Here is a 23,326-nt window from a genome sequence, read left to right on the forward strand (position 1 = left end):
ATGAACGGTCTCTCAATTAAGTTTCAAGAAGAATACAGTGCTAAGATTCCCGCATTAACATTGTTAATGAATCTGGGGTGGTCGTTTTTACCGCCATCACAGGCACTTGTTGCCCGTGATGGTAAACAAGACCAAGTGGTATTACGTCAAATTTTACGTAAAGAGCTCTCTAAACGTACTTTTCCATTTGCGGGTCAAGAATATCCACTTTCAGCAAAGTCGGTAGACAACTTAATTGCTGAAATCTGTAGCCCAGCTTTGAATGAGGGGCTACTGACTGCCAACGAAAAAATGTATAACCATTTGTTCTACGGTATTCCTGTAACTGAATTTGTAAATGGAAAAAAAGTTAGCCCAACGATTCCATTGATTGATTGGCATAACATCCATAATAATGACTTTTCATATACAGAAGAATTTGCTGTAACACGTTCAGGTGGAGTAGATACACGTAGACCCGATATCATTTGCTTTGTAAATGGTATTCCTTTAGTTGTGATTGAAGCAAAACGCCCTGATAGTCAGGCAAAGAAAGGTCCAACAATTAATGAAGGTATTTCTCAGACACTTCGTAATCAGCGACCTGATGAAATTCCACATCTGTTTGCATATAGCCAACTGATACTCTCTATAAATGGGCATGAAGGTCGTTACGGCACATGTAATACCCCTGCAAAATTTTGGGCTGCATGGCGAGAAGAAGATATTTCTGATGCAGAAATGTATGCGCTTAAAAATAAGAAATTAAGTGCTGTACAAAAAAACAGTTTGTTCGCATATCGTCATGCAGATGATCTCAAGTGGTATGAAAATCTAATTGCAGGTGGAGACTTAGCTGTTACAGGTCAAGATCAACTGCTGATCAGCCTATTAAAGCCTGAGCGACTACTCGAAATGGTTCGCCTATATACGCTTTTCGATAAGAAAGCAGGAAAAATTGTTGCTCGTTATCAGCAAATCTTTGGTATCAAACGACTCATTGAGCGTATTAGTACTAAGAACACCAAAGGTGGCCGTGAAGGTGGTGTCATTTGGCATACAACAGGTTCAGGTAAATCTTTTACCATGGTCTTTCTCAGTAAAGCATTGATCTTGCATGAAGCTTTAAAACAATGTCGTATATTGGTTGTCACTGACCGTGTCGATTTAGAAGATCAACTCAGTAAAACCTTTGTATCAGGTGGTGAACTGGCAGGAAAAAGAGACAAGCTAAATGCTATGGCGACTTCTGGCAAACGCTTGGCTGAACAAATTGGTAAGGGTACAGAGCGAATCATGTTCTCTTTGATTCAGAAATTTAACTCTGCAACCAAACTTCCTGAATGTGTTAACACAAGTTCAGACTTCATTGTCCTGATTGATGAAGGGCACCGAAGCCAAGGTGGTGAAAACCATGTGCGTATGAAACTCGCACTTCCAAATGCGGCATTCGTGGCATTTACAGGTACACCATTGCTTAAAGATGAAAAGACCGTTAACAAGTTTGGACCTATTGTTCATGCTTATACTATGCAGAGAGCGGTAGAAGATAAGACTGTAACACCTTTGCTTTATGAAGAACGAATCCCTGATTTAGACGTAAATGAACGTGCGATTGATACGTGGTTTGAACGGATTACAGAAGGTTTAAATGATCAGCAAAAAGCAGATTTAAAACGTAAATTTGCGAGAAAAGGTGAGATTTATACTGCGGATGATCGTATTCGCCTGATTGCGTTAGATATTGCCAATCACTTTGTGAAAAATATTGATGATGGTTTAAAAGGACAGCTTGCTTGCGATAGCAAGGCTTCAGCGATTAAGTATAAAAAGTACTTGGATGAAGCAGGCTTGTTTGAGTCTGCTGTGGTGATGAGCCCACCTGATAGTCGTGAAGGAAATACTGATGTTGATGAATCGACTACCCCTGAAGTGACCCAATGGTGGAAAGACAATGTCGGCACTCAGGATGAGCAAACTTATACCAAACAAGTAATTGAGCGTTTTGAAAAAGATGATTCGCTTAAATTGCTGATAGTGGTGGATAAGCTCTTAACAGGTTTTGATGAACCTAAAAATGCTGTTCTTTATATTGATAAAAATTTAAAACAGCACAATCTGATCCAAGCAATTGCGCGTGTAAACCGACTTCATCCAATGAAAAAGTTTGGTTTATTGATTGACTATCGAGGTATTTTAAAAGAATTAGATTCCACAATTCTTGATTACCAAGATCTCGCTGCTCGTACCCAAGGTGGCTATGATATCAATGATCTTACAGGCTTGTATACGCAAATGAGCTCTGAATACAAACGTTTACCTCGTTTGTATAAAGCGCTATGGGCGATTTTTGATGGTGTAAAAAATAAAAATGATCCAGAGCAGTTGCGCCAAGTTTTAGTCCCACGCATTGAAGAACGTGAGGGTGAGTTAGTCGATATTCACTTAAAAGTTCGTGATGATTTTTATGAAGCACTTACAGAATTTGCCAGTTGTTTAAAAGTTGCATTGCAGTCAGCAACCTTCTTTGAAGATAAAAGCTTTTCTGATGCAGATCGTCAGCACTACAAAGAAACAGTCAAACTATTTACAAGCTTGCGTCAGATTGTGAAACGAGATGCTGGAGAGACTATTGACTATGATCAGTATGCTGAGCAAGTCAAAAAACTTCTTGATAAACATGTTGTGGGTATTGAGGTAAAAGACCCTGATGGAGTCTATGAAGTCGGCAAGATGGGCAAAATGGCGCAACCCGAAGATTGGAGTGAAGAGAAAACACGTAATGAAACGGATATCATCAAAACTCGTGTAACGAAGATGATTGAACAGCAATTGCGTGATGATCCTTATGCTCAGGAGGCTTTCTCTAAACTTTTACGTCAAGTCATTGAAGAAGCAGAGAAAGAATTTGATCATCCATTGAAGCAACACATGCTGTTTAAAGAGTTTGAAGAGCAAGTTGAGGCTCGTCGTTTAGATGAAATTCCTGATGTGTTCAGTGGTAATAAGCATGCTCAAGCTTATTATGGTGTATTCAAGAAACTATTACCTGAAGCATTCTCGATAACAGATCAACAGAATCAAGATAAGTGGATTGAACTCGCTTTCGAGGTTGATCGTTCTGTCATGAGCTCTGTAGCTGAAAACTCAATTAATCCACAAAATATTGAAGCAGATATCCGTAAAAAACTATTACCGCAGATGTTCCGTGAATGTAAATCCATTGGTAGTGGTATGGATCAAGCCAAAAAAATTGTGGAAATGATCGTACAAATTACTCGGGTCGGTTTGAATGGGCTCTAGGATGAATACGCTGCCAGAGAGAAAGTTAAGCATCATTTATGGTGATGAAGTTGTTGATTTTGAGGTGCTTGAAAGTCCTAGCCGTACTGAAAAGATACTAATTAAAGTCTATGCTGATTGTCGGGTAGTTGTATCGGCACCGTTAAATGCAGATGATAAAACAATCATTGAAGCTGTAAAGCAGCGTAGTCGTTGGATCTATAAACAATTACGAGAGTTCCGTGAGCAAAGCAAATTTATCATGCCTCGCCAATATAAAAGTGGTGAAAGCCACTTTTATTTGGGTAAACAATACCAATTGAAAGTGATTCATGATGATACCAAGCCAAAAGGTGTAAAACTTCTGAGGGGAAGATTGGAGGTAAACACCTTAGATACGGATATTGAAAGTATTAAATCTCATTTAAATGAATGGTACAGATCTCGAGCAAAAGTCATATTTGAAGTACGATTGAGGCAGATTCTTGAAAAAGCCTTATGGGTTGAAGCTAAGCCTGATATACGACTCATGACAATGCGCACACAGTGGGGGAACTGTTCACCATCAGGTCTTCTTACACTGAACCCGCATCTAGTTAAAGCGCCCGCAATTTGCATTGATTATGTGATTTTGCATGAACTTTGTCATTTGGTTGAACATAATCATAGTGAGCGTTTTTATCAACTTCTAAGTCAAGTTATGCCTGATTGGCCAATAATCAAAAAACGGTTAGATGATAGAGCGACAGCAATCATTCACTAATCGTGACTAAATATTCTTTCTATTGTTGATATTCTTCTATTTAATATATCGAGATATTTTGCCTGCATTTGGTCATTGAAGGCACTGCTAGCATAGTATGCTGGCATTTTGGAATCTGGCCACCATCCAAAATAACTCCTCATTACAGCAAACATATTATCTCTATTATCATCTGGATAGAGCGAAACACAAATTGAAGCAGCAGTATGACGTAACATATGAGGTGATAGGCTTGTAAGACCGTGTGTCTTTTCTAACTGTTTTGATAATTCTATAGGCAACGCTTGATAAATTTTTAGAAATGTCTTATTTAAGGCTTCTACGGACAATGGTTTATGCCTATTGGATATAAATATAAAAGGGGTGTAAGAGCGTGGTCTATAGCCCTCACAATAAATTTTGAGTAGTTTGTATATATCCTCACCAATAGGTATCTGCCTAGTAGCATATTGATTTTTTAAATTCAGCTCTGTAAAGCGTTCATCATCATCGCTCTCATTATTTTGTACATTTAAGTAATAATAATTTTTATTATTTTTAAAGCTTTTCGTCATGAAGAAAGAATCGATATTTAATAGTAATAATTCTCCACGTCTCAAACCTACATATGACAATAGAATGTATGCCACATAATATTTCCACTGTGTTTGTAAATGCTTAAAAGGATTGTTAACAGCACCTGGGACTAGAATTTCATCAAGATAGTCAATAATGACTGGAGGTAATGATTTAATTTTTAATATTTTTTTAGATTTTCTAAACTTAAATTGAGATAGTTTTTCTGATAAATCTTTGATTGATTCTTTTAATTCAAAATTAATATTATTACTAGTATTTAATTTAAACTCTTGAATTTTTTCATAAAAAACTACAACATCCGCCCAAATTTCATTATTAATTGGTTCTAAATCATTACATAAATGACAATAATAGGAGAAGAAGTAATTTTTAGTGTTATCTAAGTTGGACTCATCAAAAATCTTATCTGGAAAAATATGAAGCTTGGTATCTAAAAACTCATAAAAATGATTAATGTGTCTAAGAATTTTATATTTAGTATTAGTAGCCAAATGACAAATAAAAAACTCATTGTAAACCTGAGGCCAAACGTATGGCACAAGACAAGAATTAGTGATGACAATTAATTTGTCATTAGTCTTTTTATGGAATTTATCTTTAAATTTTAAGAGCATTTTTATCTATTCTTTAAATATAACCATGCTACATATTTTTGATATCAAGACCAAATATTAAAGTGTTAAGAAACATGAACAACACTTAAATGACATTTTACGATTTTAAAGCATTAGAGAGATTATGTAGTTTAAACAACAAGTACTAAAGTACCTTTTGTTCGTATAATGTATATTATGTTAAATACAAGTTAAATAAGATACACTTAACCATAAGTTCATATCTTCCTTGTCCATAAAAGTGAATTTTGAAATTTTTAGAAGAAAATTGAATTAATCAGTCCAGCCCAATAAAACTGGGCTGATACTTTATTGTGGGATTTAGCAGACGCTCTGCACTGCATTTACAAACCGCTCTGTATCAAAAGTATGGTTAGATACCAGACCGAACTGGCTCACCTCGCCAACAATTACGGCGCGTCCCATGCTCAGTGCGACATAAATGCCGGCAATATTTTCCAGCAAGGTGGCAAATGGAATCAGACACAAATGCCGCCCAAGCTGACTGCTGGCCAGTGCCTGACTGAGTGAATGCGTAATTGATTCTATAGTGTCTTCAGCCAGACACACGCCTTTCGGTGTTCCAGTACTGCCAGAGGTATAGGTGATTTTTGCCGGCTGCTGGGTTTGTAAAGAAGGTGAATACTGTACGGCTTGCTCTAGCTGAAAAAAGCGCGCATGTAGCTGGCCAGCAATAAAAATCTCATCTCTACTCATGTCTTGAGCCAGATTTAACAGCCATTTTGGTGCAGAGAAAGATTCATCTAGAGTACATAGCAGCTCGGTTTGGCTGTCGGAAAGCAGATGCTGTACTTGGGCTGCAGTAAAAAATAGAGGAACAGGGATTACAGTCATGCCGGCTTTTTGTGCGGCAAGATCGACCACAATCCAGTCGATACTATTTACGCCCCACAAGGCCAGACGTCGCAGATTGAGCTGCATAAAACTGACACTCAATAATTCTATCCGCCGTTGTAGTTCCGCATAGTTCAGCGTTGCTTGTGCGGTGACTACAGCTTCTCGTTGCGGGTATTGTCGTGCTTGCAGACTGATACGTTCAAATAAAGCAGTCATCATTTAAATTCTGTGCCTCGGTAATCAAGTAAAATGCTTTAATGACTAAATTGATAAAGTTGACGAGCGACTTGTAGGGCTTCTGCCACATCAATCGCCAGCACATAAGGCTTCTGCTGGTAATAGCTGCCCCACAAGTGCTGTGCCTCTCCTAGGACTTGCGGGTCAGCCTTTTCCAGCACATGAAAACGTAATCCCATTTGTTGCAGCACATAACGCACAGCGGCTGTCCCGGTACATACTGCCCATTCGATGTGTTGCTGCGAGAGATGAAAAACCAGAAACGCTACCATCAGTTTGGCTTTGTCCATATCTAGTGCTGCCAGATTGCCAATTTCTACTACTTTGTCTCGGCTGACCGTGGTCTGGCTGAGCTTGCCAAGAATATTTTCAATTGGTTCATCGAGATACTGTTCCAGAAAGGCATTAAATTGATTTAAATGCTGCATACCAATCACCACCTGCATCTCGGCTCCGTGATAACCGGCAAACAGGGTCGAAGAGAAGCTCGATACAGTGGCCTGATGGACTTGCTGATATTTTTCCTGAATAAAATTTTCCAGGCTACGGCGTTCAGGTGTCTCGCTTTGTTCTACAGTTTTGACCGTCAAATGTAGCGATTGATCCTGTGCTGAAATTACCGGATACCCCGGAGGTACTTGTAGTAAAAATTTATTGTGATGGGTTTGTTTTTTATATTCAGGCTGCTTGAAATATGTATTTAGAAAGTGAATCTGACTAGATAAATAAAGATCAAAACTGAACTTGATCATTCGGCTCACACCACGAAATTAACTTGCTACTCAAGATAGAAGTCCAAACTTAAAAAATTCTTAATTTTGTGCAAAAGAATGTAAAAGCTGTGTATATAAAAAATCCAGAGAACGGCCGGTTTTTTAAGAGCATTTTAAGATTGAAAATTTAAGTTATTCCTATCTCTTGTTAACTGAAACTGTTCTATGTCTTCCTACCGCTCACCTTATAAAGGCACCTCAGGAACGCAGCGTATTTTTAATGCGACCCGTTATTCCCTGGCTGGTTTTAAAACCGCCTTTCAAAATGAGGCTGCCTTCCGGCAAATTCTGCTGATCAACCTTATTTTGATTCCTCTAAGTTTTTGGATGCCGGTTAGTCCAGCTGAGCAAGCGTTGATGGTCGCCGTATGCCTACTGGCGTTGATCATTGAACTGATTAACTCAGCGATAGAGGCAGTGGTAGATCGTATTTCCATGGAACGGCATGAACTGTCTAAAAATGCCAAGGATATGGGCAGTGCGGCTCAGTTTGTAGCACTTAGTTTAATTGCCCTGACCTGGGGCATCATTTTGGCTGGTCATTTGATTTGACCTCTGCTCTTGCTACTGCCTGAAATGGACAACTTAAAAATGATCACTGACCGTTCCCGGTTTTTACTGACCCAAACTTTACTTTTGATCTTCAGTTTTTTGATTCTTCTCAACTTCTTTGACATTGGAGGAGTGCTGGACTTACAACTCATCTATCCCTTTATCGATGATCATGGTCAATTTCCCCTTCGAAAACAATGGGCACTGGCAGAACTCAATCATCGCTATGTGAAAGACCTGCTGATTCTAGTGTATATCACATTATTACTGGGCTGGTTGGCATCACTGAAATGGCAGAACTGGTATATACGGCGCTGGGAATTTGGCTATTTTTTTAGCATGGTAGTGCTGACCACAGCCTCGATCGGAATTTTAAAATCCCAGTCAGCCCATGCCTGTCCCTGGGATATGACCATACCTACCCATCATGGGATTTTGTGGGATTTTAGTGCCACTGCAGGCCACTGTTTTCCTGGAGGGCATGCATCTAGTGGTTTTGCTTTAATGGCCGGCTATTTTGTTTATCGTATTTCTAACCGCAAGCGTGCTTATTTTCTTCTGATCGGTGCAGTAATTTTAGGGTTGGCCATGGGCTGGGCACAAATGATGCGCGGAGCACATTTCCTGAGTCATAATTTATGGACTGGCTGGATTATCTGGTGCATCAATGTCATTGGCTATACGCTGTTTAGCCACAAACTACCAATAGAAAAGACCACTCCTATACGCTCTAGTATCAGGTAACCTTAACTCCAAAAAACCAGAAGCCTATTCGCTTAGGCTTCGCCTAAAGGAAACTTGACTTGTACACACAGGCCGCCCAGATTAATACTTCGCGAAAATTCCAGTGTTCCACCCAAGCGCTCGGTAGCTTTATCTACAATGGATAAACCCAAACCGCTGCCAATTTCTGCATGGTTATGAATCCGGTAAAAGCGTTGCCGGATCTGATTAAATTGAGCAGGATCTATCCCTACCCCGCTGTCTTCAATCTGTAAAACCGCCTGCCGGCCTTGCTGGAAAATCGACACATTAATTACGCCATCCTTCGGACTGTATTTAATTGCATTATCAATTAAATTATAAATAATCGAGTGCAAAGCTGAAGCCTGGCCCTGAATCTGCAGTTCCTGCTGCTGCTCTACTCCTAAATCAATGTCTTTCTGTAGTGCCAGTTGAATCAGTTCTTCGATACAGGTGACTGTCATTTGATTCAGTGATAGCAATTGAACAGGTTCGCTTAAACCTTCGGTCACATCCTGTTTGGCCAGACTTAATAACTGGTTGACCAGATGCTGCATACGCAAAATGCCTTGGCTCAAATTATGGATAGACTCGCTTTGAGGGAACTGCTGTAGCAAAATTTGCAGCTGTAAGTTTAGTGCTGTCAGTGGCGTGCGTAATTCATGGGCAGAATCTGCTACAAATTGACGTTGTTCCTGTTGGGCCAGAGAAATGCGGCCAAACAAATAATTCATTTCCTGAATGGTCGGTTCCAGCTCCAAGGGATAATCTTTCATTGCAATTGGCTTTAAGTCTTGTGCCTTGCGGCTGGCCAATTCAGTTTTAAAATCATTGAGCGGCTGAAAATTTTTCCGGATCATCCAGCCTAAGCCAAATACTGCAAAAGGTAAAAAAAGCACATAAGGAAGAAACATATTGGCTGCCAGCTCCAGCGCCAGTTCCTGCCGGACATTTTGCTGCTGGCTCACCTGAATCTGTAATTGCTTACCAGGAATAATATAAGTTAACCAGGTTCCATACGGCGTCTGATGCTTGTAGAAACCTGCTTTCTTGACCGGCGCCACCAGAACATCCTGCCGATGCAAAGAAGTGGCTGTATCTGTATAGGACCAGATATCTACAAATAAATCTTCTTCACTGTATTGTTTGGCTAGATCGATTTGGCTTTGTAAGGGTTGCGGATGATTTTCTGCAATGCGCTCTGCCAGACTTTGCATCTGTTTATCCAGTACTTCATTAATTTCTTCGAGCGCAATCCGGTATGCCGCAAAGATCAGCACACAGCCCAGTACTACGCTAAATAATGAAATATAAATAACCAGACGTTTTTGCAAGGAATAACGTTTCTGCATGGCGCTCATCCTAAACGATATCCTAGCCCACGTATGGTACGTATGAAGTCTTTTCCTAGTTTTGCCCGCAGATGATGGATATAGACTTCCACCGTATTACTGCTGACATCACTGTCAAAATCATAAAGCTTGTCTTCCAGATCATTCTTGGAAAAAATTTTATTCGGATGATTTAGCATAGCCATTAAGATGGACCATTCCCGGTTGGATAATTCTATAGCCTGTCCATTAAACAGAGCGATATGCTGCTCCAGATCTAGTTCCAAACCGCTGTGTGATAATTTCTTATTCGTATCTATCTCGGTATTTTTTAAACCACTACGGCGTATTAAGGCATGAATACGGGCCAGCAACTCGTCAAATTCATAAGGCTTGATTAAATAGTCATCTGCTCCCTGATTCAGCCCATCTACCCGGTTTTGTAACTGATCACGGGCGGAGATAATCAGTACCGGTAAATTTGGAAACTTCTGCCGGATATTTTTTAGCACCAGCATACCATCCATCATCGGCAAGCCTAAATCGAGCAGGACAATATCATAGACCTGCTGCTGTAACTGTTTTAAACCCTCAATCCCATTATTGACCCAGTACACATCAAACTGATGCAGCTTGAGCAATGTTTCAGTCGACTCGGCAATCATAAAGTCGTCTTCAATAATCAGTATTTTATGCATTTCAAGCTCTATTCTTTAATGATGGTGAGCATTGTGCAAGCATATCATTTTTAGCTTCAGTCACTTGCGTTTTTATATCCAGTAAACTTAATAAGCTGGGGAAAAGATGGTCGTGACTGCGTGCCTGTCCGGTCTGTCCTTTAAGACAGCTGACCTGATGAGTATTCTGCTGCTTCCAGGCATCGGAGAACCACATCAGCATCGGGACATGGGTTTGCTGGGTCGGCGCCATACTATAAGGTGCACCATGCAGGTATAAACCATGCTCTCCGGTAGATTCTCCATGATCAGACAGGTACCAGAAACCGGTCTGATACTGTGTTTGCTGCTTTAAAGTTTCAATGATTTGAGCAAGGACATGGTCTGTATATACAATCGAATTATCATAACTATTCTTTAATTCTTCAGCACTACAGCCCTGAATGGCATTGCTATTACAGGTTGGTTGAAATGGCTGATACGGCGTTTTGGAACGCTTGAAATATGCTGGCCCATGACTGCCCATCTGATGCAGCACAATTAACTGCGGTTTCTGGTTATTTTTATCCAGATGCGCCAGATAATCTTTCAGACTATCCACCAGGATTTCATCAAAACATTCACCAGAAGCATCACACCACTTCTGTTTCAGTTGTGCCGGAATCTGATACTTTTGTACCCGGTCACAGGCACCTTTACAGCCTGAGTTATTATCAATCCAGGTCACCTGATATCCGGCGCGCTGAGCAATATCCAGCAAACCTTCACGGTGGCTGGCTAGCTGTTCATCATAGGTTTCACGTGACATGCCCGAAAACATACAAGGCACTGAAACGGCAGTTGCAGTTCCACAAGAGCTCACCTGATTGAAATTAATCACCGCTAACTTGCTCAGTTCAGGATTGGTATTGCGCGCATAGCCATTTAAAGCAAAACTCTCGGCACGTGCAGTTTCTCCAACAACTAGCACCATCAATTTGGGATGCTCCTGCATTTGGGCCTGCTGTAACAGATGTGCATCTTCGCCAAAAGCCACCAAAGGTAAATTCGCTTTAGGTGCTTTCTTTTTATAATAGGACAAGGTGGACGCGATGCTATTTTGTGGAGAAAGCATACCCTTCAGATCACGGTGCTCTCTGAAGATGGCTGCATAGTCGACATAGAAGCAGAACAATAAACCTAGAATCAGTCCGAGTGAGACTACACTGCTCAGGCTTTTATGCACCAGCTGATGCCCAGTCGATGTAGGCTGAATTTGAAGCATCCAGACGATGCCGAGTGGAAATATTACAAATCCCAGTGTCCAGATGATCAGTCGCATTGACCAAAGATCACGAACTTCGCGGGCATCGGTTTGCAGCATATTCTGGATCTGATCCGGAGTAATAACGACCCCCAGACTATTGACAAAATAAGCACTAAAACCACCCAGAATGATCAGGACACTAGCCAGTATTTTGGCGTTCCATTTCCAGTTCAGCCACTGTAGTACCAGATTGTAAAACGCAATAATGATCAGTGCCGTAGCGGCCAGTAACAGACCTGCTTTCAGATTGGCATAAGGCGTAAATTCATGAATTTTCTGATAGAAAGCAAAGTTTAGGATCAATCCCAGCCAAATAGCGAGCAAAATGTTGAAGCCTGAAAGACTGATCGACTTTTTCGGTTGCTGACTAAATAAAGAAGAACGGGAAAACAGCTTCAGCATGATCCATGGCTCAAAGACTTTAAGATGCTTTAGCGTAGAATTTGAAACTTAAAAATGGCTTAAAATGATTGGATCATTTCATAATATATGCAAACCAGCTCCCTTTTATTTCAAACTCAGAAGAATAAAGATAAGTCCTAACATATGTAGAATCTGGCTAGGTGCAAAATACAGAAAAAATTTCCATCCCCCAGTCACAAAAGAATTGATACTTTTAGACACCGCATGTGCCGCAAGTCCAATCATAACAGCATAAATTAAAGTCAGGTTGTGAGGATTTCCCTGTATCACTACACCTGCTACAGCAGCATGCACTTCAAATAAAGAGGCTAAAAAAGTGCCTAAAATTAAGCCGCTATCCCCCAGTAGAAGATTCGCGCCGTAAATCCCAGCCTGGATTAAGGTCAAACTGACCGCAATAATTACCGCTTCTTTTATACTGAACATCCGGCTATCAATTTCTTGTATTTCATTAATGCTCATACTGTTATCCGCTTGGGGAGTTCGATAAATCAAGAATCCGGCAGCAATACATAAAATTCCGATGCCCACCAAACTCGGAATTAGCAGAAACTTGAACCATTCTACGCTCACTCCCAGAACAATCAGCAAGAGCTGTAATAAGGTGGCAATACAGGAGATTAATCCCGCACCTGCATTTAATTTAGCACTGGCCTGTCCGGATCGAACTTGCATGCCCAAACTGGCAATTGTGGCCGTACTGGAGACAAATCCCGAGGCTAAGGCAGATAAAATAAGCGCCTTATCATTGGACAGGATTCGTTTTGCCACATGTGCCATGGACTGCACAATCAAGATTAAAATGAGTAGTTTCAGGATGATATAGGGATTCAGTACGGCGCCCCACAAGGGCTTATTGGGCATGACCGGCAACGCAATCAATATCAAAGCCAATAAAAGTAGCCCATCTCTTAACTCATAGCTTTGGATCGTTTTTCCGGCAAATTGATGCAGTGTCTGTTTGCCCATCAGGATGATCGTAAGTAGAACCGCCATCCCTGCAGCAAGTGGGATATTCCACACAAATAGCGCCAATGATATAGGTCATCAAAAAAGCCAGTTCAGTGGTAGAGCCGATATCCTGCTTCTGTTGAAACAGGCTATACACACAAAACAGGCTGACCGCGACGGTTCCTATTACTCCAATATAGAGATGCAAAAGGAAACATGAAGCACCCAATAAAGCTGTAATCGTAAATGATCTTAATCCTGCAAAACTCTGCTCATTGTTATTGTTTTTATGACGTTCACGCTCAAGCCCAATTAAAAGCCCACAGCCTAATGCCGACAGCATGATGGTCAGTAATTCCTGAAAAGATAAACTTTGCAAAAGCATATTCAAGAGCATTCACCTTGTGTCATCCAGTGATTGTAGGTATTTTTAGTATATAAACAGTTTTTTAAAGCAGCACATCAATTTAACTGCTGTATCTTTAAATTCTAGGCTATAGATAGCTGTAAATTATTGCATTAGTCCGCCATTCATCCTTGTTGATGGTCTACCTAATTCCTTATTCTTAGTAGACCAGTTTAATCAAAATTACGGAAGTTAATAAGCTTTTAAATCTAAAATATTTTAATCCTACATCAGCTCCAGGATTAGACAGACTCTGTTTCCCCGACCTGATGATAGGCACGATTAAAATAAACCAGGGCTTGATCTTCCTGATTCTGTTGAATGGCAACAATCGGACAAATCAAAATCGTATGTGTACCAACTTCCTAGATCTGCCCAATTTCACAATCAAAGCTCACCAGTGCATCTTGAAGTACAGGAGAACCCGTTTCTAATTGAGTCCACTCACCATGTTCAAATCGTTGTTCAGAACTGAATTTTGAAGATGCAAAAGCATTTGAAAGATTCTCTTGATCTGTACTCAGTACATTTATGCATAGCACTTTATTCTCTATAAAACTTGCATGTGAACGAGATGATTTATTCATACAAACCAACAATGTCGGTGGTATGTCGGTCACGCTACACACGGCAGATGCAGTAAAGCCATGACGACCTGAATCGCCCATTGTGGTCACTACATTTACTGCACTTGTTAATAAAGACATTGCATTTCTAAAGTCTGTCGCTTCAACCATCACCGTATTCCAACATTCAACTTTTATAAAGAGCGTTATATCACTCAAATGATGCTTTCAAGCTGCTGAAAGCATCATGAATTCACTTTAATTAGCGAGATAATTCCTGACGAATAATCTCAGCACCTGTACTGAGTGCATTGAGTTTGCCACGTGCAATTTGGCGACCAAGTGGCGCCATGCCACAGTTGGTTGAAGGATAGAGTTTGTCTGCATCCACAAACTGAAGTGCTTTACGCAACGTATTTGCCACTTCTTCAGCTGTTTCAATTTGATTACTTGCGACATCAATAGCACCCACCATGACTTTTTTACCACGAATCAACTCAATCAAATCCATCGGAACACGTGAGTTATGGCATTCAAGCGACACAATATCAATTTTTGATTTTTGCAGTTTCGGAAATGCTTCTTCGTACTGGCGCCATTCTGAACCTAAGGTTTTTTTTCCAGTCGGTATTGGCTTTAATACCATAGCCATAGCAAATGTGTACCGCAGTTTCACACTTCAGACCTTCAAGCGCACGCTCTAAAGTTGCCACACCCCAGTCATTCACTTCATCGAAGAACACGTTAAATGCAGGTTCATCAAATTGGATGATATCCACGCCAACGGCTTCAAGTTCACGAGCTTCCTGATTCAGGATCTTGGCAAATTCCCAAGCGAGTTTTTCGCGGCTCTTGTAGTGACCATCATATAAGGTATCAATCATGGTCATTGGACCAGGAAGCGCCCATTTAATCGGCTGATCTGTGAGTGAACGTAAGAATTTGGCATCTTCAACAAAGACAGGTTTTTGACGAGAAACTTCACCCACGACTGATGGCACGCTCGCTTCATAACGATCACGGATTTTGACCGTTTCACGTTGATTGAAGTCAACGCCTTCTAGATGCTCAATAAATGTGGTCACAAAATGCTGACGGGTTTGTTCCCCATCGCTGACAATATCAATGCCGGCTTGCTGTTGCTCATGCAATGATAAACGCAATGCATCTTGTTTTGCATCAAGCAATTCCTGACCTTCCAATTTCCAGGGTGACCAGAGTTTTTCAGGTTCTGCCAGCCAAGACGGTTTCGGTAAGCTACCAGCAGTTGATGTTGGGAAGTGCCATGTTTAATCTTCTATCTCTATATTCGTAAAATAATGTGGTGTATTAAGCAGCGCGTTCTTGGTCGGCAATATTTGTGAGCGTGAACTCGGCAGCCCATTGCTCCAGAATGTCTTTATAAGGTTTGATAAAGTGCTCTTCCGTCCACTTTCCTTGCTTCACTGCCAACTGACCACGCTCAACACGGTCATACACAATTTGAGTCAATGAATAATCTGGGTACTCAAGGCTGGGTTGATAGACCTGACCCGCAGCAGAATTCGCATTATAAATTTCAGGACGGTAAATCTTTTGGAAGCTTTCCATGGTACTGATCGCACTGATCAACTCCAGATCGGTATAATCACGTAATAAGTCACCTGCGAAATAAAATGCTAAAGGTGCAGCAGCATTTTCAGGTTTGAAATAACGAACGGTTAAGCCCATTTTGGCGAAGTATTCATCGGTGCGTGAATACTCATCATTTTTATATTCCATACCCAATACAGGATGCACATTCGCGGTACGGTAATAGGTTTTCGAGGTTGAAACGCTCAAACAAATCACAGGCTGTTTTTTAAATTCTGCCTTAAATACTTCAGAATTGACGAGGTATTGATAAAGCTTGCCGTGTAAATCACCAAAATTTTCTGGCTTGGTCGAGGCTGGATTTTTCTTGATATGTTCAGGAAGTACCACGCTAAAATCATAATCGCGGACATAAGACGAGAAACTGTTGCCAATCATGCCATCAATACGCTGATTGGTCTGATGATCGACAATCGTAGTTTTTAAAGTTTCAATTGCAGGGAATGTTTTACCATTTCCTTCAAGATCCAGGTCAACTGAAATAATGTCGATTTCAACTGAATAACGATCTGCTTTTGGGTTATCCCAATGTGCCAATGCATTAAAACGGTTATTGATCATTCGCAGAGTGTTACGCAAATTCTGTTCGCGACTTTCGCCACGCGCCAAATTGGCAAAGTTCGTCGTCAGACGTGTACTATCTGCAGGTTGATAGTTTTCGTCAAAACGAATGCGCTTAATTGAACATGCAAACTTTTTACTCATTGTGATCCACTGCCCTAAGTTCTAATAATCAAATTTCTGAATGAGCCTACTTATACGTGAACCTTAAGATGAATAAAAATGATTTAAACTCAATGAAAAGTGAATATTACTCATGATTGGTTGTTCTATAAGATATCAAGATCACTTAATGAAGAAAAATATGAAAGATTTTTTCTATGAAATTTTAGGGTTTAATAGGTGATAAAATAATGAATATTAATAACTTAAGATAAATTCTATCGAATATTAAGTGGATGAAATTGAGGGGTAAATTCAAAGAATGGTTTTATAGCTTATTAGATGCAATTTAGAAGTGAATGAATAAAACTCATCTAAAGATTAGAAAATATCAGTCTATTCACTCTGTTTAATTTCATTTAAATCATTCGTTAGAAAGGCGTCTGAGGTCACCCCACTATCAATGAATAACCGCAACCCCCACGTAAATCTTAAAATTCTTCCCGCTGTAATTCATTTACCGTTCGCCCCTGCTTTGCAAACCACTGATCACGACGTTCAAACAAGCGTGGCGCCGCCTGATTCACTTGATCAATTAGAGCCTGTAAATCGGCATTGATCAAACGGCCATTTTTAACCACAGTCTGTCCCGCCACCATCGTCATCACGACATCTTGGCCTTGAACTGCATGGACTAAATTGGTATGCAAATTAAATAATTTTCTATGATCAATCAACGGCGTCATCCGCGGTGTATCCAGTTTCACCGCAATCAGGTCGGCCTGTTTGCCGACTTCCAATGAACCAATTTCATCTTGCATACCCAAGGCTTTAGCTCCTGTAATCGTAGCCATTTGACAGACTGACCAGGCATCCAGAGTAGCCGCATCTAAATTCGAGAACTTTGCTAATAATGACGCCGTTTTCATTTCTTCAAATAGATCCAGGTTATTGTTTTCTTTTTCTCCGTCAGTACCCAAACCCACCGCAACGCCTTGACGTAGCATTTCAACGACAGGCGCTGCACCGGAAGCCAACTTCATGTTGGAAATAGGATTGTGCGCAACCCCTACCGCATGTCGCCTTAAAATCTGAATTTCATTTGCATCTGTCCAGACGCAATGTGCCAACAAAGTTTTAGGCAGATCTAGCAAGCCCAGTTTTTGCAGACTCTCAATTGGGCGAATACCTGAACGGCGCAGGTTTTCCTGTACATCAAATTGGCTTTCATTGCTGTGGGTATGAAAACCGGTTTGATAATCCTGACAAAGTTTCTCAATGAGGCTTAATGCTGAAGCTTCAGCATAAAACAGGTGCTCTAAACCCACCCAAACCTGAATACGTCCATTCGCCTGCTGATGCCAACGGTTGAATAAAGCCTCATTACTTTTTAAGGTTTCAAAATAATTGTGATCCGGATGTTCCGCGACATAAGGTACTAGAACGGCACGAATTCCCAATGCTTGCGCAGCTTCAGCACTTCCGTCCATATAACGCCACATATCAACGATGGTGGTCGTTCCCGACAATAGTGCCTCGGCATAACATAAATAGGAGGCGATTTTCGCATCCTCTGGTGTCAACACCCGGTGCATCGGGTCAATATACTGCTGTAACCAATCCCAAACCGGTAATCCTTCAGCCGTACCACGCAATAAACCGGAATGACAATGGGTATTGATCAAGCCCGGCATCAGGATCTTTTGTGGGTAATCTTCAATGAGCACCTCTGGATAGCATTGAGTTAACTGTGCCAATGTACCCACTGCTTTTATTTGGTCGCCCTCAATCAGTATCGCGCCATTTTTAATACATTCATTCTGCGCATTCATGGTAAGGACATAGGAAGCTGTTAAAATTTTCATGATTTATACTCAAATCTATTCTATTTATGATGAATGGCTGCGGTTATGGCACGAAGGTTTTGCCTAAAGAAGATGGCAAATTCATTTTGAGTACTTTTTTATTCCGTGAAATCATGACCAGTACCACAATGGTGGCTATATAGGGCAATGCGGCAAGCAGCTCGTTCGGAACCTTGATTCCAAGCGCCTGGGCGTGAAATTGCAAAATGGTTACGCCCCCAAACAGGTAAGCGCCGAGCATTAAACGTGTTGGTTTCCACACCGCAAATACTACCAGTGCAATGGCAATCCAGCCGCGGCCTGCGACCATATTTTCAATCCACATCGGGGTATAGACGGTTGATAGAAATGCTCCGCCAACTCCTGCCATCAAACCGCCAAATAGTACTGCGCCATAACGAATCGCCAACACGTGATAACCCATGGCGTGCGCACTTTCCGGTGATTCTCCAACTGCTTTAAGCAATAAGCCCAAACGGGTTTTGGCCAGCACCAGCCAAACGGCAAAAAATGCCAAAATCGACAAATACACCACATAGTTTTGCTGGAACAAAATCGGACCCAATACTGGAATATCCGCTAATAGTGGAATATTAAAATTAGCCAGACCCGGTAAAGCCATACTGACGTAGTTCTGTCCCAAAAATGCAGAGATACCGAGTCCAAAAATGGTTAAAGCCAAACCGCACGCGGATTGATTGGTACTTAAAGACAAGGTAAAAAAGGCAAAAATCAGGGCCATCAGCATGCCTGCCAGACCACCCATCAATAAGGCACTTAATACACTGGCATCATATTGCGCAGCAAAAGCAAAACCTGCAATTGCACCCACCAGCATCATCCCTTCTACTCCAAGATTAATCACACCGGTCCGCTGTGTGACCAATTCCCCCAGACCTGCGAAAATCAGTGGTGTTGCTGCGGCAACAGTACCTGCAAGAATTGCAGTTATTTCTAAAGCCATATCATGCTTCCTTTTGCTGTAGACAACATTGGGTTAAAGGGTAGTTGCTGTGGGCTGAGGGACCGGTGGCGCCATTTTTTTGCTAAAACGGTAACGATTTTCAATCAATGCATCGGAAGCCAACAGGAAAAACAACAGCAGCCCCTGGAAAATACCGGTAATCGCGACCGGAAGCTGGAGCTGCATTTGTGCCATTTCGCCGCCCAGATAAATCAGCGCCATAAAACAGCCTGACAGCACAATACCGATTGGATTGAGACGACCTAGATAGGCCACGATAATCGCTGCATAGCCATAACCTGGGGACAGGTTCGGATTCAGCTGACCAATAGGCCCAGCCACTTCACAGATTCCGGCAATACCTGCCATCATTCCGGAAATCACCAGACTCATCCAGATCGCTTTGGAGGAAGAAAAACCTGCGTATTTGGCAGCTAAAGGTGCCTGACCGCTGACTTGCAGTTTATAGGCCGTCAGACTTTTACGCATAAAAACCCAGAACAGAAGGACTGCAAAAAAAGTGATAAAAATAGAGGCATTAATGCGTGTGCCTTCTACAATGAATGGCAGCGTCGCACTCTCACTAAAAACCACCGATTGAGGGAAGTTCATCCCATCCGGATCACGCCAGGGACCATTGACCAGGTATAGCAACACACATACTGCAACATAATTCATCATCAGGGTGGTCAGGGTTTCTTCGGCATTAAAATGGGTTTTCAGCAAGGCAGGAATTGCGCCCCAGAGTGCCCCACCGAGTGCCCCCATGACGATCATTAACGGAAGAATCCACCAACCGATTTGATCATGAAATAAAATCGCAATACCACCACCAAAAATTGCCCCGATGGTAAGCTGACCTTCAGCACCGATATTGAATAATTTCGCCCGGAATCCGACCGCCAGTCCCAAGGCAATCAGAATCAGAGGCCCGGCTTTCACTGCCAGTTCACTCCAGCCATAAGACGACGTCAGCGGTTCAATAAAGAAGATGTACATGGCTTGCGCGGGATTAATCCCCAACATTAAAAACAGAATACTACCGACAATCAGCATGGCTAGCAGCGCAATGAGCGGTGAAAGCCACTTCATGATTTGAGAGGGATGTTCACGCGGTTCCAGTAAATGCATGTCGCTCTCCTCTCAACCTGTATATTTGTTTTTTTGTTATATTAAGCATGAGCTTGCTGCTCCTCTACTATGATCGCAGTGTCATGGCCTGGAATGCCTGACATCAAGATTCCAACATTTTCAGTATTGGTTTCATGAGTAGGTATCGCTGGAGATAGTTCACCATTGGCCAACACGCAGAGACGATCACTGATTTCAAACAGCTCTTCTAATTCTTCTGAAATCACCAAAATGGCAACACCTTGTCGAGAGAGATCAATCAGGGTTTGCCGGATAAACATGGACGCGCCCACATCAACGCCCCAGGTCGGTTGAGCCACAATCAGGAATTTCGGGTTTTGCAAAATTTCCCGGCCGACAATAAATTTTTGTAGATTTCCACCGGACAAGGAACGTGCTTCTGCCTCTGGGCCACTGGCTTTCACCCCGAATTTTTCAATACAGTGCTCGGCAAAAAGCTTACATTGTGCAAACTTGATTAATCCCCATTGCGTCAGGTTCTGCCGAAATGCGGTCAGCAAGGCATTCTGGGACAGTGTCATGTTCGGGACTGCTCCTCGGCCCAGACGTTCTTCAGGGACAAAGCCCAGGCCCAAATCACGCCGTTGTCCAGAACTGAATCGGGAAATATCGATTTGATCCAGAACCATCCGGCCATGTTTCAGGCTGTTTTCCCCCGACAATAAAGACAGTAATTCTGCTTGCCCATTGCCAGAAATCCCGGCAATTCCTACAATTTCACCGGCAAAAATATTTAAATTGATATTTTTCAGCGACACACCAAATGGGTCGTCGGACTGGTAATTGAGATTCTCAACCTGGAATAATATCTGTTTTTCACCTGTATATTCAGGGCGTACATAGGTCGGTAAATCACGGCCAATCATTAAGCGTGCTAAATCACTGGTACTGTTGTCTTTGGGATTAACATTTCCGGTGACACGGCCATTGCGTAAGATGGTCGCTTCATCACAGAGCTCTTTGATCTCGTGTAATTTATGACTGATATATAAAATTGAAACGCCTTGGGAGGCCAATAACCGTAAAGTTTTAAACAGTTGCCGTACCGCTTGTGGCGTCAGTACCGAGGTGGGTTCATCTAAAATGATTAAAGCGGGATTTTGCAAAAGACAACGAATAATTTCGACACGTTGCCGCTCACCTACCGATAAAGAATGTACTTCGCGGCGTGGATCAATGGGTAAACCATATTGTTCTGAAACTGCAATAATTTTTTGACTTAGAGCTTTTAAAGGAATCTTTTCATCCAGTCCCAGCGAAATATTTTCGACTACAGTCAAAGTCTCAAACAAAGAAAAATGCTGATAGACCATGCCAATCCCGAGCTTTCTTGCCATCGACGGGTTATCAATATGAACTTCTTTACCGTTCCAGAGGATTTGTCCCTGATTGGCCTTGGTTGCTCCATAAATGATTTTCATCAGCGTACTTTTGCCAGCACCATTTTCACCCAAAATGGCATGAATCTGCCCAGGTTGAACGGTTAAATGTATCTGGTCATTCGCTTTCAATGAATTGTAACTTTTACAGATATTGATGAGCTGTAAACGCGGTACACCTGAAGAAGAACGTGCATTCAACTCTTGCGCATGAGCAGATCTATCGTGTTGAGAGGTCATCATCAGTGCCCTATTCCATGCCGTAGCAATTCAGCATCCATCGATGGTTGTCAGGCATGCAAATGGATGCAGAAAAGTACATCAAAGTGTTTAAAGATTTTTAATTGCAAAATGGCAAAGCTTTATTTCGGTAATGAACCCTCTACGCCCTTCACGTAGTAATTCATTTTACTTAGTGCCGCATCATCTAGGCGCTTGCCTTTTGCCAAGACCAATGTACCATCCTGTTTATGAATCGGGCCGGTAAATGGATGCAGTGTGCCTTTTAAAATGCCATCACGTACGCTGAGCGCTTTTGCTTTAGAGGCTGCCGACACGGAAGGACCAAAGCTTTCAATATCGACTGCTTTTTGTTTCACGCCGTACCACATTGCACTTGGTTTCCAGGTTTTATTGCTGACTTGCATCATTACCGGGGTGTAAATTTTTTCCCAATGTAAAACCGATGCGGCAAGATGCGCTTTAGGGCCAAATTTGCTCATGTCAGAGTCCCAGCCAAAAGCAAAGACACCTTTTTGTTCAGCCGCCTGTACCACTGCCGGAGAATCGGTATTTTGCATCAGCACATCTGCACCTTGAGCAATCAATGCCAAGGCTGCATCACGTTCTTTGCCCGGGTTAAACCATGAATTCACCCAAATGACTTTGGTTTTAATTTTTGGATTTACACTTTGTGCACCGAGGGTATAGGCATTGATATTACGGATAACTTCAGGAATTGGAAAAGACGCAACTACGCCCAAAACATTATTTTTGGTTTTTTGCCCTGCGACCACACCTAGCATATAAGCGCCTTCATAGGTGCGGACATCATATACCCCTAAATTTTTGCCCTGCTTATAACCGGTTGCATGCATAAATACGGTATTTGGAAATTGCTTGGATACTTTCTCCATTGCATTCATATAACCAAACGAAGTCGCAAAAATGACTTTATTGCCTTGTTGTGCCAGGTTGCGGATCACACGTTCGGCATCTGCTGTTTCAGGGACATTTTCAATATAAGAGGTTTTATATTTTCCTGCGAGGGTTTTTTCAGCCTTAATCCTGCCTTGATCATGAGAATAGGTCCAGCCATGGTCACTGGTTGGGCCAATATAAACAAATGCGGCTTTATCTTGGGCCTGAACATTGGCGACAGCGGCCATGCTCATCATACCGCTTGCCATTAACACCCCTACCAATTTTTTCAATCCGGTTTTGAAGCTATTTTTTTCTTTCATTTTATTCTGCTCTTGGTTGTTCTGTGTCATACAACACATGCTTTAAAATGACTTCACTCAAATGCGCTCAGTCTGTTCAAGATATAATTAGCAATAAGTATTCCAGTTTTTATCAAAAATAATAAAAACAGGCTTTTAAAATAAAATGTTTTTGTTTTTATGATTTA

At 41.6% G+C, this 23,326-nt stretch carries 16 protein-coding genes and 3 pseudogenes; 4 read left to right on the top strand and 15 right to left on the bottom strand.

Features of this window, described 5'->3' with window-relative positions; translation table 11 throughout:
- Together FTT86_RS04675 and FTT86_RS04680 are read left to right on the top strand one after the other, a co-directional pair.
- Window positions 1–3,282 (top strand): type I restriction endonuclease subunit R, encoded by a 3,282-nt coding sequence (locus FTT86_RS04675; RefSeq protein WP_180107175.1) that lies wholly within the window; start codon window positions 1–3, stop codon window positions 3,280–3,282.
- Window position 3,283: 1 nt separating this feature from the next.
- Window positions 3,284–4,024, top strand: a complete 741-nt coding sequence (locus FTT86_RS04680; RefSeq protein ID WP_180107177.1) for a M48 family metallopeptidase — start codon at window positions 3,284–3,286, stop codon at window positions 4,022–4,024.
- Here the strand turns inward: FTT86_RS04680 and FTT86_RS04685 are convergent.
- The 3 genes from FTT86_RS04685 to FTT86_RS04695 form a co-directional block, all read right to left on the bottom strand.
- A complete protein-coding gene (locus FTT86_RS04685) occupies window positions 4,021–5,217 on the bottom strand; it encodes a tyrosine-type recombinase/integrase (protein ID WP_180107179.1) in 1,197 nt (398 codons plus the stop codon). The two genes, FTT86_RS04680 and FTT86_RS04685, sit on opposite strands and share 4 nt — an antisense overlap.
- Window positions 5,218–5,538: 321 nt before the next feature.
- Window positions 5,539–6,294 (bottom strand): AMP-binding protein, encoded by a 756-nt coding sequence (locus tag FTT86_RS04690; protein WP_180180689.1) that lies wholly within the window; start codon window positions 6,292–6,294, stop codon window positions 5,539–5,541.
- Window positions 6,295–6,329: 35 nt separating this feature from the next.
- Complete coding sequence (locus tag FTT86_RS04695; RefSeq protein WP_180180690.1) at window positions 6,330–7,064, bottom strand: thermostable hemolysin; 735 nt, start codon at window positions 7,062–7,064, stop codon at window positions 6,330–6,332.
- Window positions 7,065–7,250: 186 nt separating this feature from the next.
- Here FTT86_RS04695 and FTT86_RS04700 point away from each other — a divergent pair, with 186 nt between their 5' ends.
- Together FTT86_RS04700 and FTT86_RS04705 are read left to right on the top strand one after the other, a co-directional pair.
- Entirely contained in the window at window positions 7,251–7,637 is a 387-nt protein-coding gene (locus FTT86_RS04700; RefSeq protein ID WP_004729795.1) for a diacylglycerol kinase, read from the top strand.
- A gap of 39 nt (window positions 7,638–7,676) precedes the next feature.
- Window positions 7,677–8,381, top strand: coding sequence for a phosphatase PAP2 family protein (locus FTT86_RS04705; protein ID WP_180180691.1), 705 nt, complete (start codon window positions 7,677–7,679; stop codon window positions 8,379–8,381).
- 32 nt (window positions 8,382–8,413) lie between these two features.
- On the opposite strand, the gene FTT86_RS04710 is transcribed toward FTT86_RS04705, so the two are convergent.
- From FTT86_RS04710 to FTT86_RS04765, 12 genes and pseudogenes are all read right to left on the bottom strand, one after another.
- A complete protein-coding gene (locus FTT86_RS04710; RefSeq protein WP_180180692.1) occupies window positions 8,414–9,733 on the bottom strand; it encodes a HAMP domain-containing sensor histidine kinase in 1,320 nt (439 codons plus the stop codon).
- A 5-nt stretch (window positions 9,734–9,738) separates the two neighbouring features.
- On the bottom strand, window positions 9,739–10,410 hold the full coding sequence (locus FTT86_RS04715; protein WP_085064834.1) for a response regulator transcription factor: 672 nt from the start codon (window positions 10,408–10,410) through the stop codon (window positions 9,739–9,741).
- A gap of 1 nt (window position 10,411) precedes the next feature.
- Window positions 10,412–12,097 carry a phosphoethanolamine transferase gene (locus tag FTT86_RS04720; protein WP_180180693.1) on the bottom strand — a complete coding sequence of 562 codons (1,686 nt, stop codon included), beginning with the start codon at window positions 12,095–12,097 and terminating at the stop codon, window positions 10,412–10,414.
- A gap of 105 nt (window positions 12,098–12,202) precedes the next feature.
- Window positions 12,203–13,466 (bottom strand): annotated as a pseudogene (locus FTT86_RS04725) (MgtC/SapB family protein).
- Window positions 13,467–13,717: 251 nt separating this feature from the next.
- A pseudogene (locus FTT86_RS04730) lies at window positions 13,718–14,212 on the bottom strand (flavin reductase).
- 91 nt (window positions 14,213–14,303) lie between these two features.
- Window positions 14,304–15,279 (bottom strand): annotated as a pseudogene (locus tag FTT86_RS04735) (methionine synthase).
- Between the two features lie 91 nt (window positions 15,280–15,370).
- Window positions 15,371–16,378 (bottom strand): DUF1852 domain-containing protein, encoded by a 1,008-nt coding sequence (locus tag FTT86_RS04740; RefSeq protein ID WP_180087037.1) that lies wholly within the window; start codon window positions 16,376–16,378, stop codon window positions 15,371–15,373.
- 449 nt (window positions 16,379–16,827) lie between these two features.
- On the bottom strand, window positions 16,828–18,201 hold the full coding sequence (locus FTT86_RS04745) for an amidohydrolase family protein (protein ID WP_180180694.1): 1,374 nt from the start codon (window positions 18,199–18,201) through the stop codon (window positions 16,828–16,830).
- 43 nt (window positions 18,202–18,244) lie between these two features.
- Window positions 18,245–19,165, bottom strand: a complete 921-nt coding sequence (locus FTT86_RS04750; protein WP_004280246.1) for an ABC transporter permease — start codon at window positions 19,163–19,165, stop codon at window positions 18,245–18,247.
- 33 nt (window positions 19,166–19,198) lie between these two features.
- On the bottom strand, window positions 19,199–20,296 hold the full coding sequence (locus tag FTT86_RS04755) for an ABC transporter permease (RefSeq protein WP_180087035.1): 1,098 nt from the start codon (window positions 20,294–20,296) through the stop codon (window positions 19,199–19,201).
- A gap of 41 nt (window positions 20,297–20,337) precedes the next feature.
- On the bottom strand, window positions 20,338–21,939 hold the full coding sequence (locus tag FTT86_RS04760; RefSeq protein ID WP_180087034.1) for an ABC transporter ATP-binding protein: 1,602 nt from the start codon (window positions 21,937–21,939) through the stop codon (window positions 20,338–20,340).
- 119 nt (window positions 21,940–22,058) lie between these two features.
- The gene (locus FTT86_RS04765; protein ID WP_005251735.1) at window positions 22,059–23,159 is read right to left on the bottom strand and encodes a BMP family ABC transporter substrate-binding protein; all 1,101 of its coding nucleotides are present in this window, start codon (window positions 23,157–23,159) and stop codon (window positions 22,059–22,061) included.
- Window positions 23,160–23,326: the final 167 nt, after the last annotated feature.

It is taken from the genome of Acinetobacter sp. YH01021 (genome assembly GCF_013420255.1).
GTDB lineage: Bacteria > Pseudomonadota > Gammaproteobacteria > Pseudomonadales > Moraxellaceae > Acinetobacter.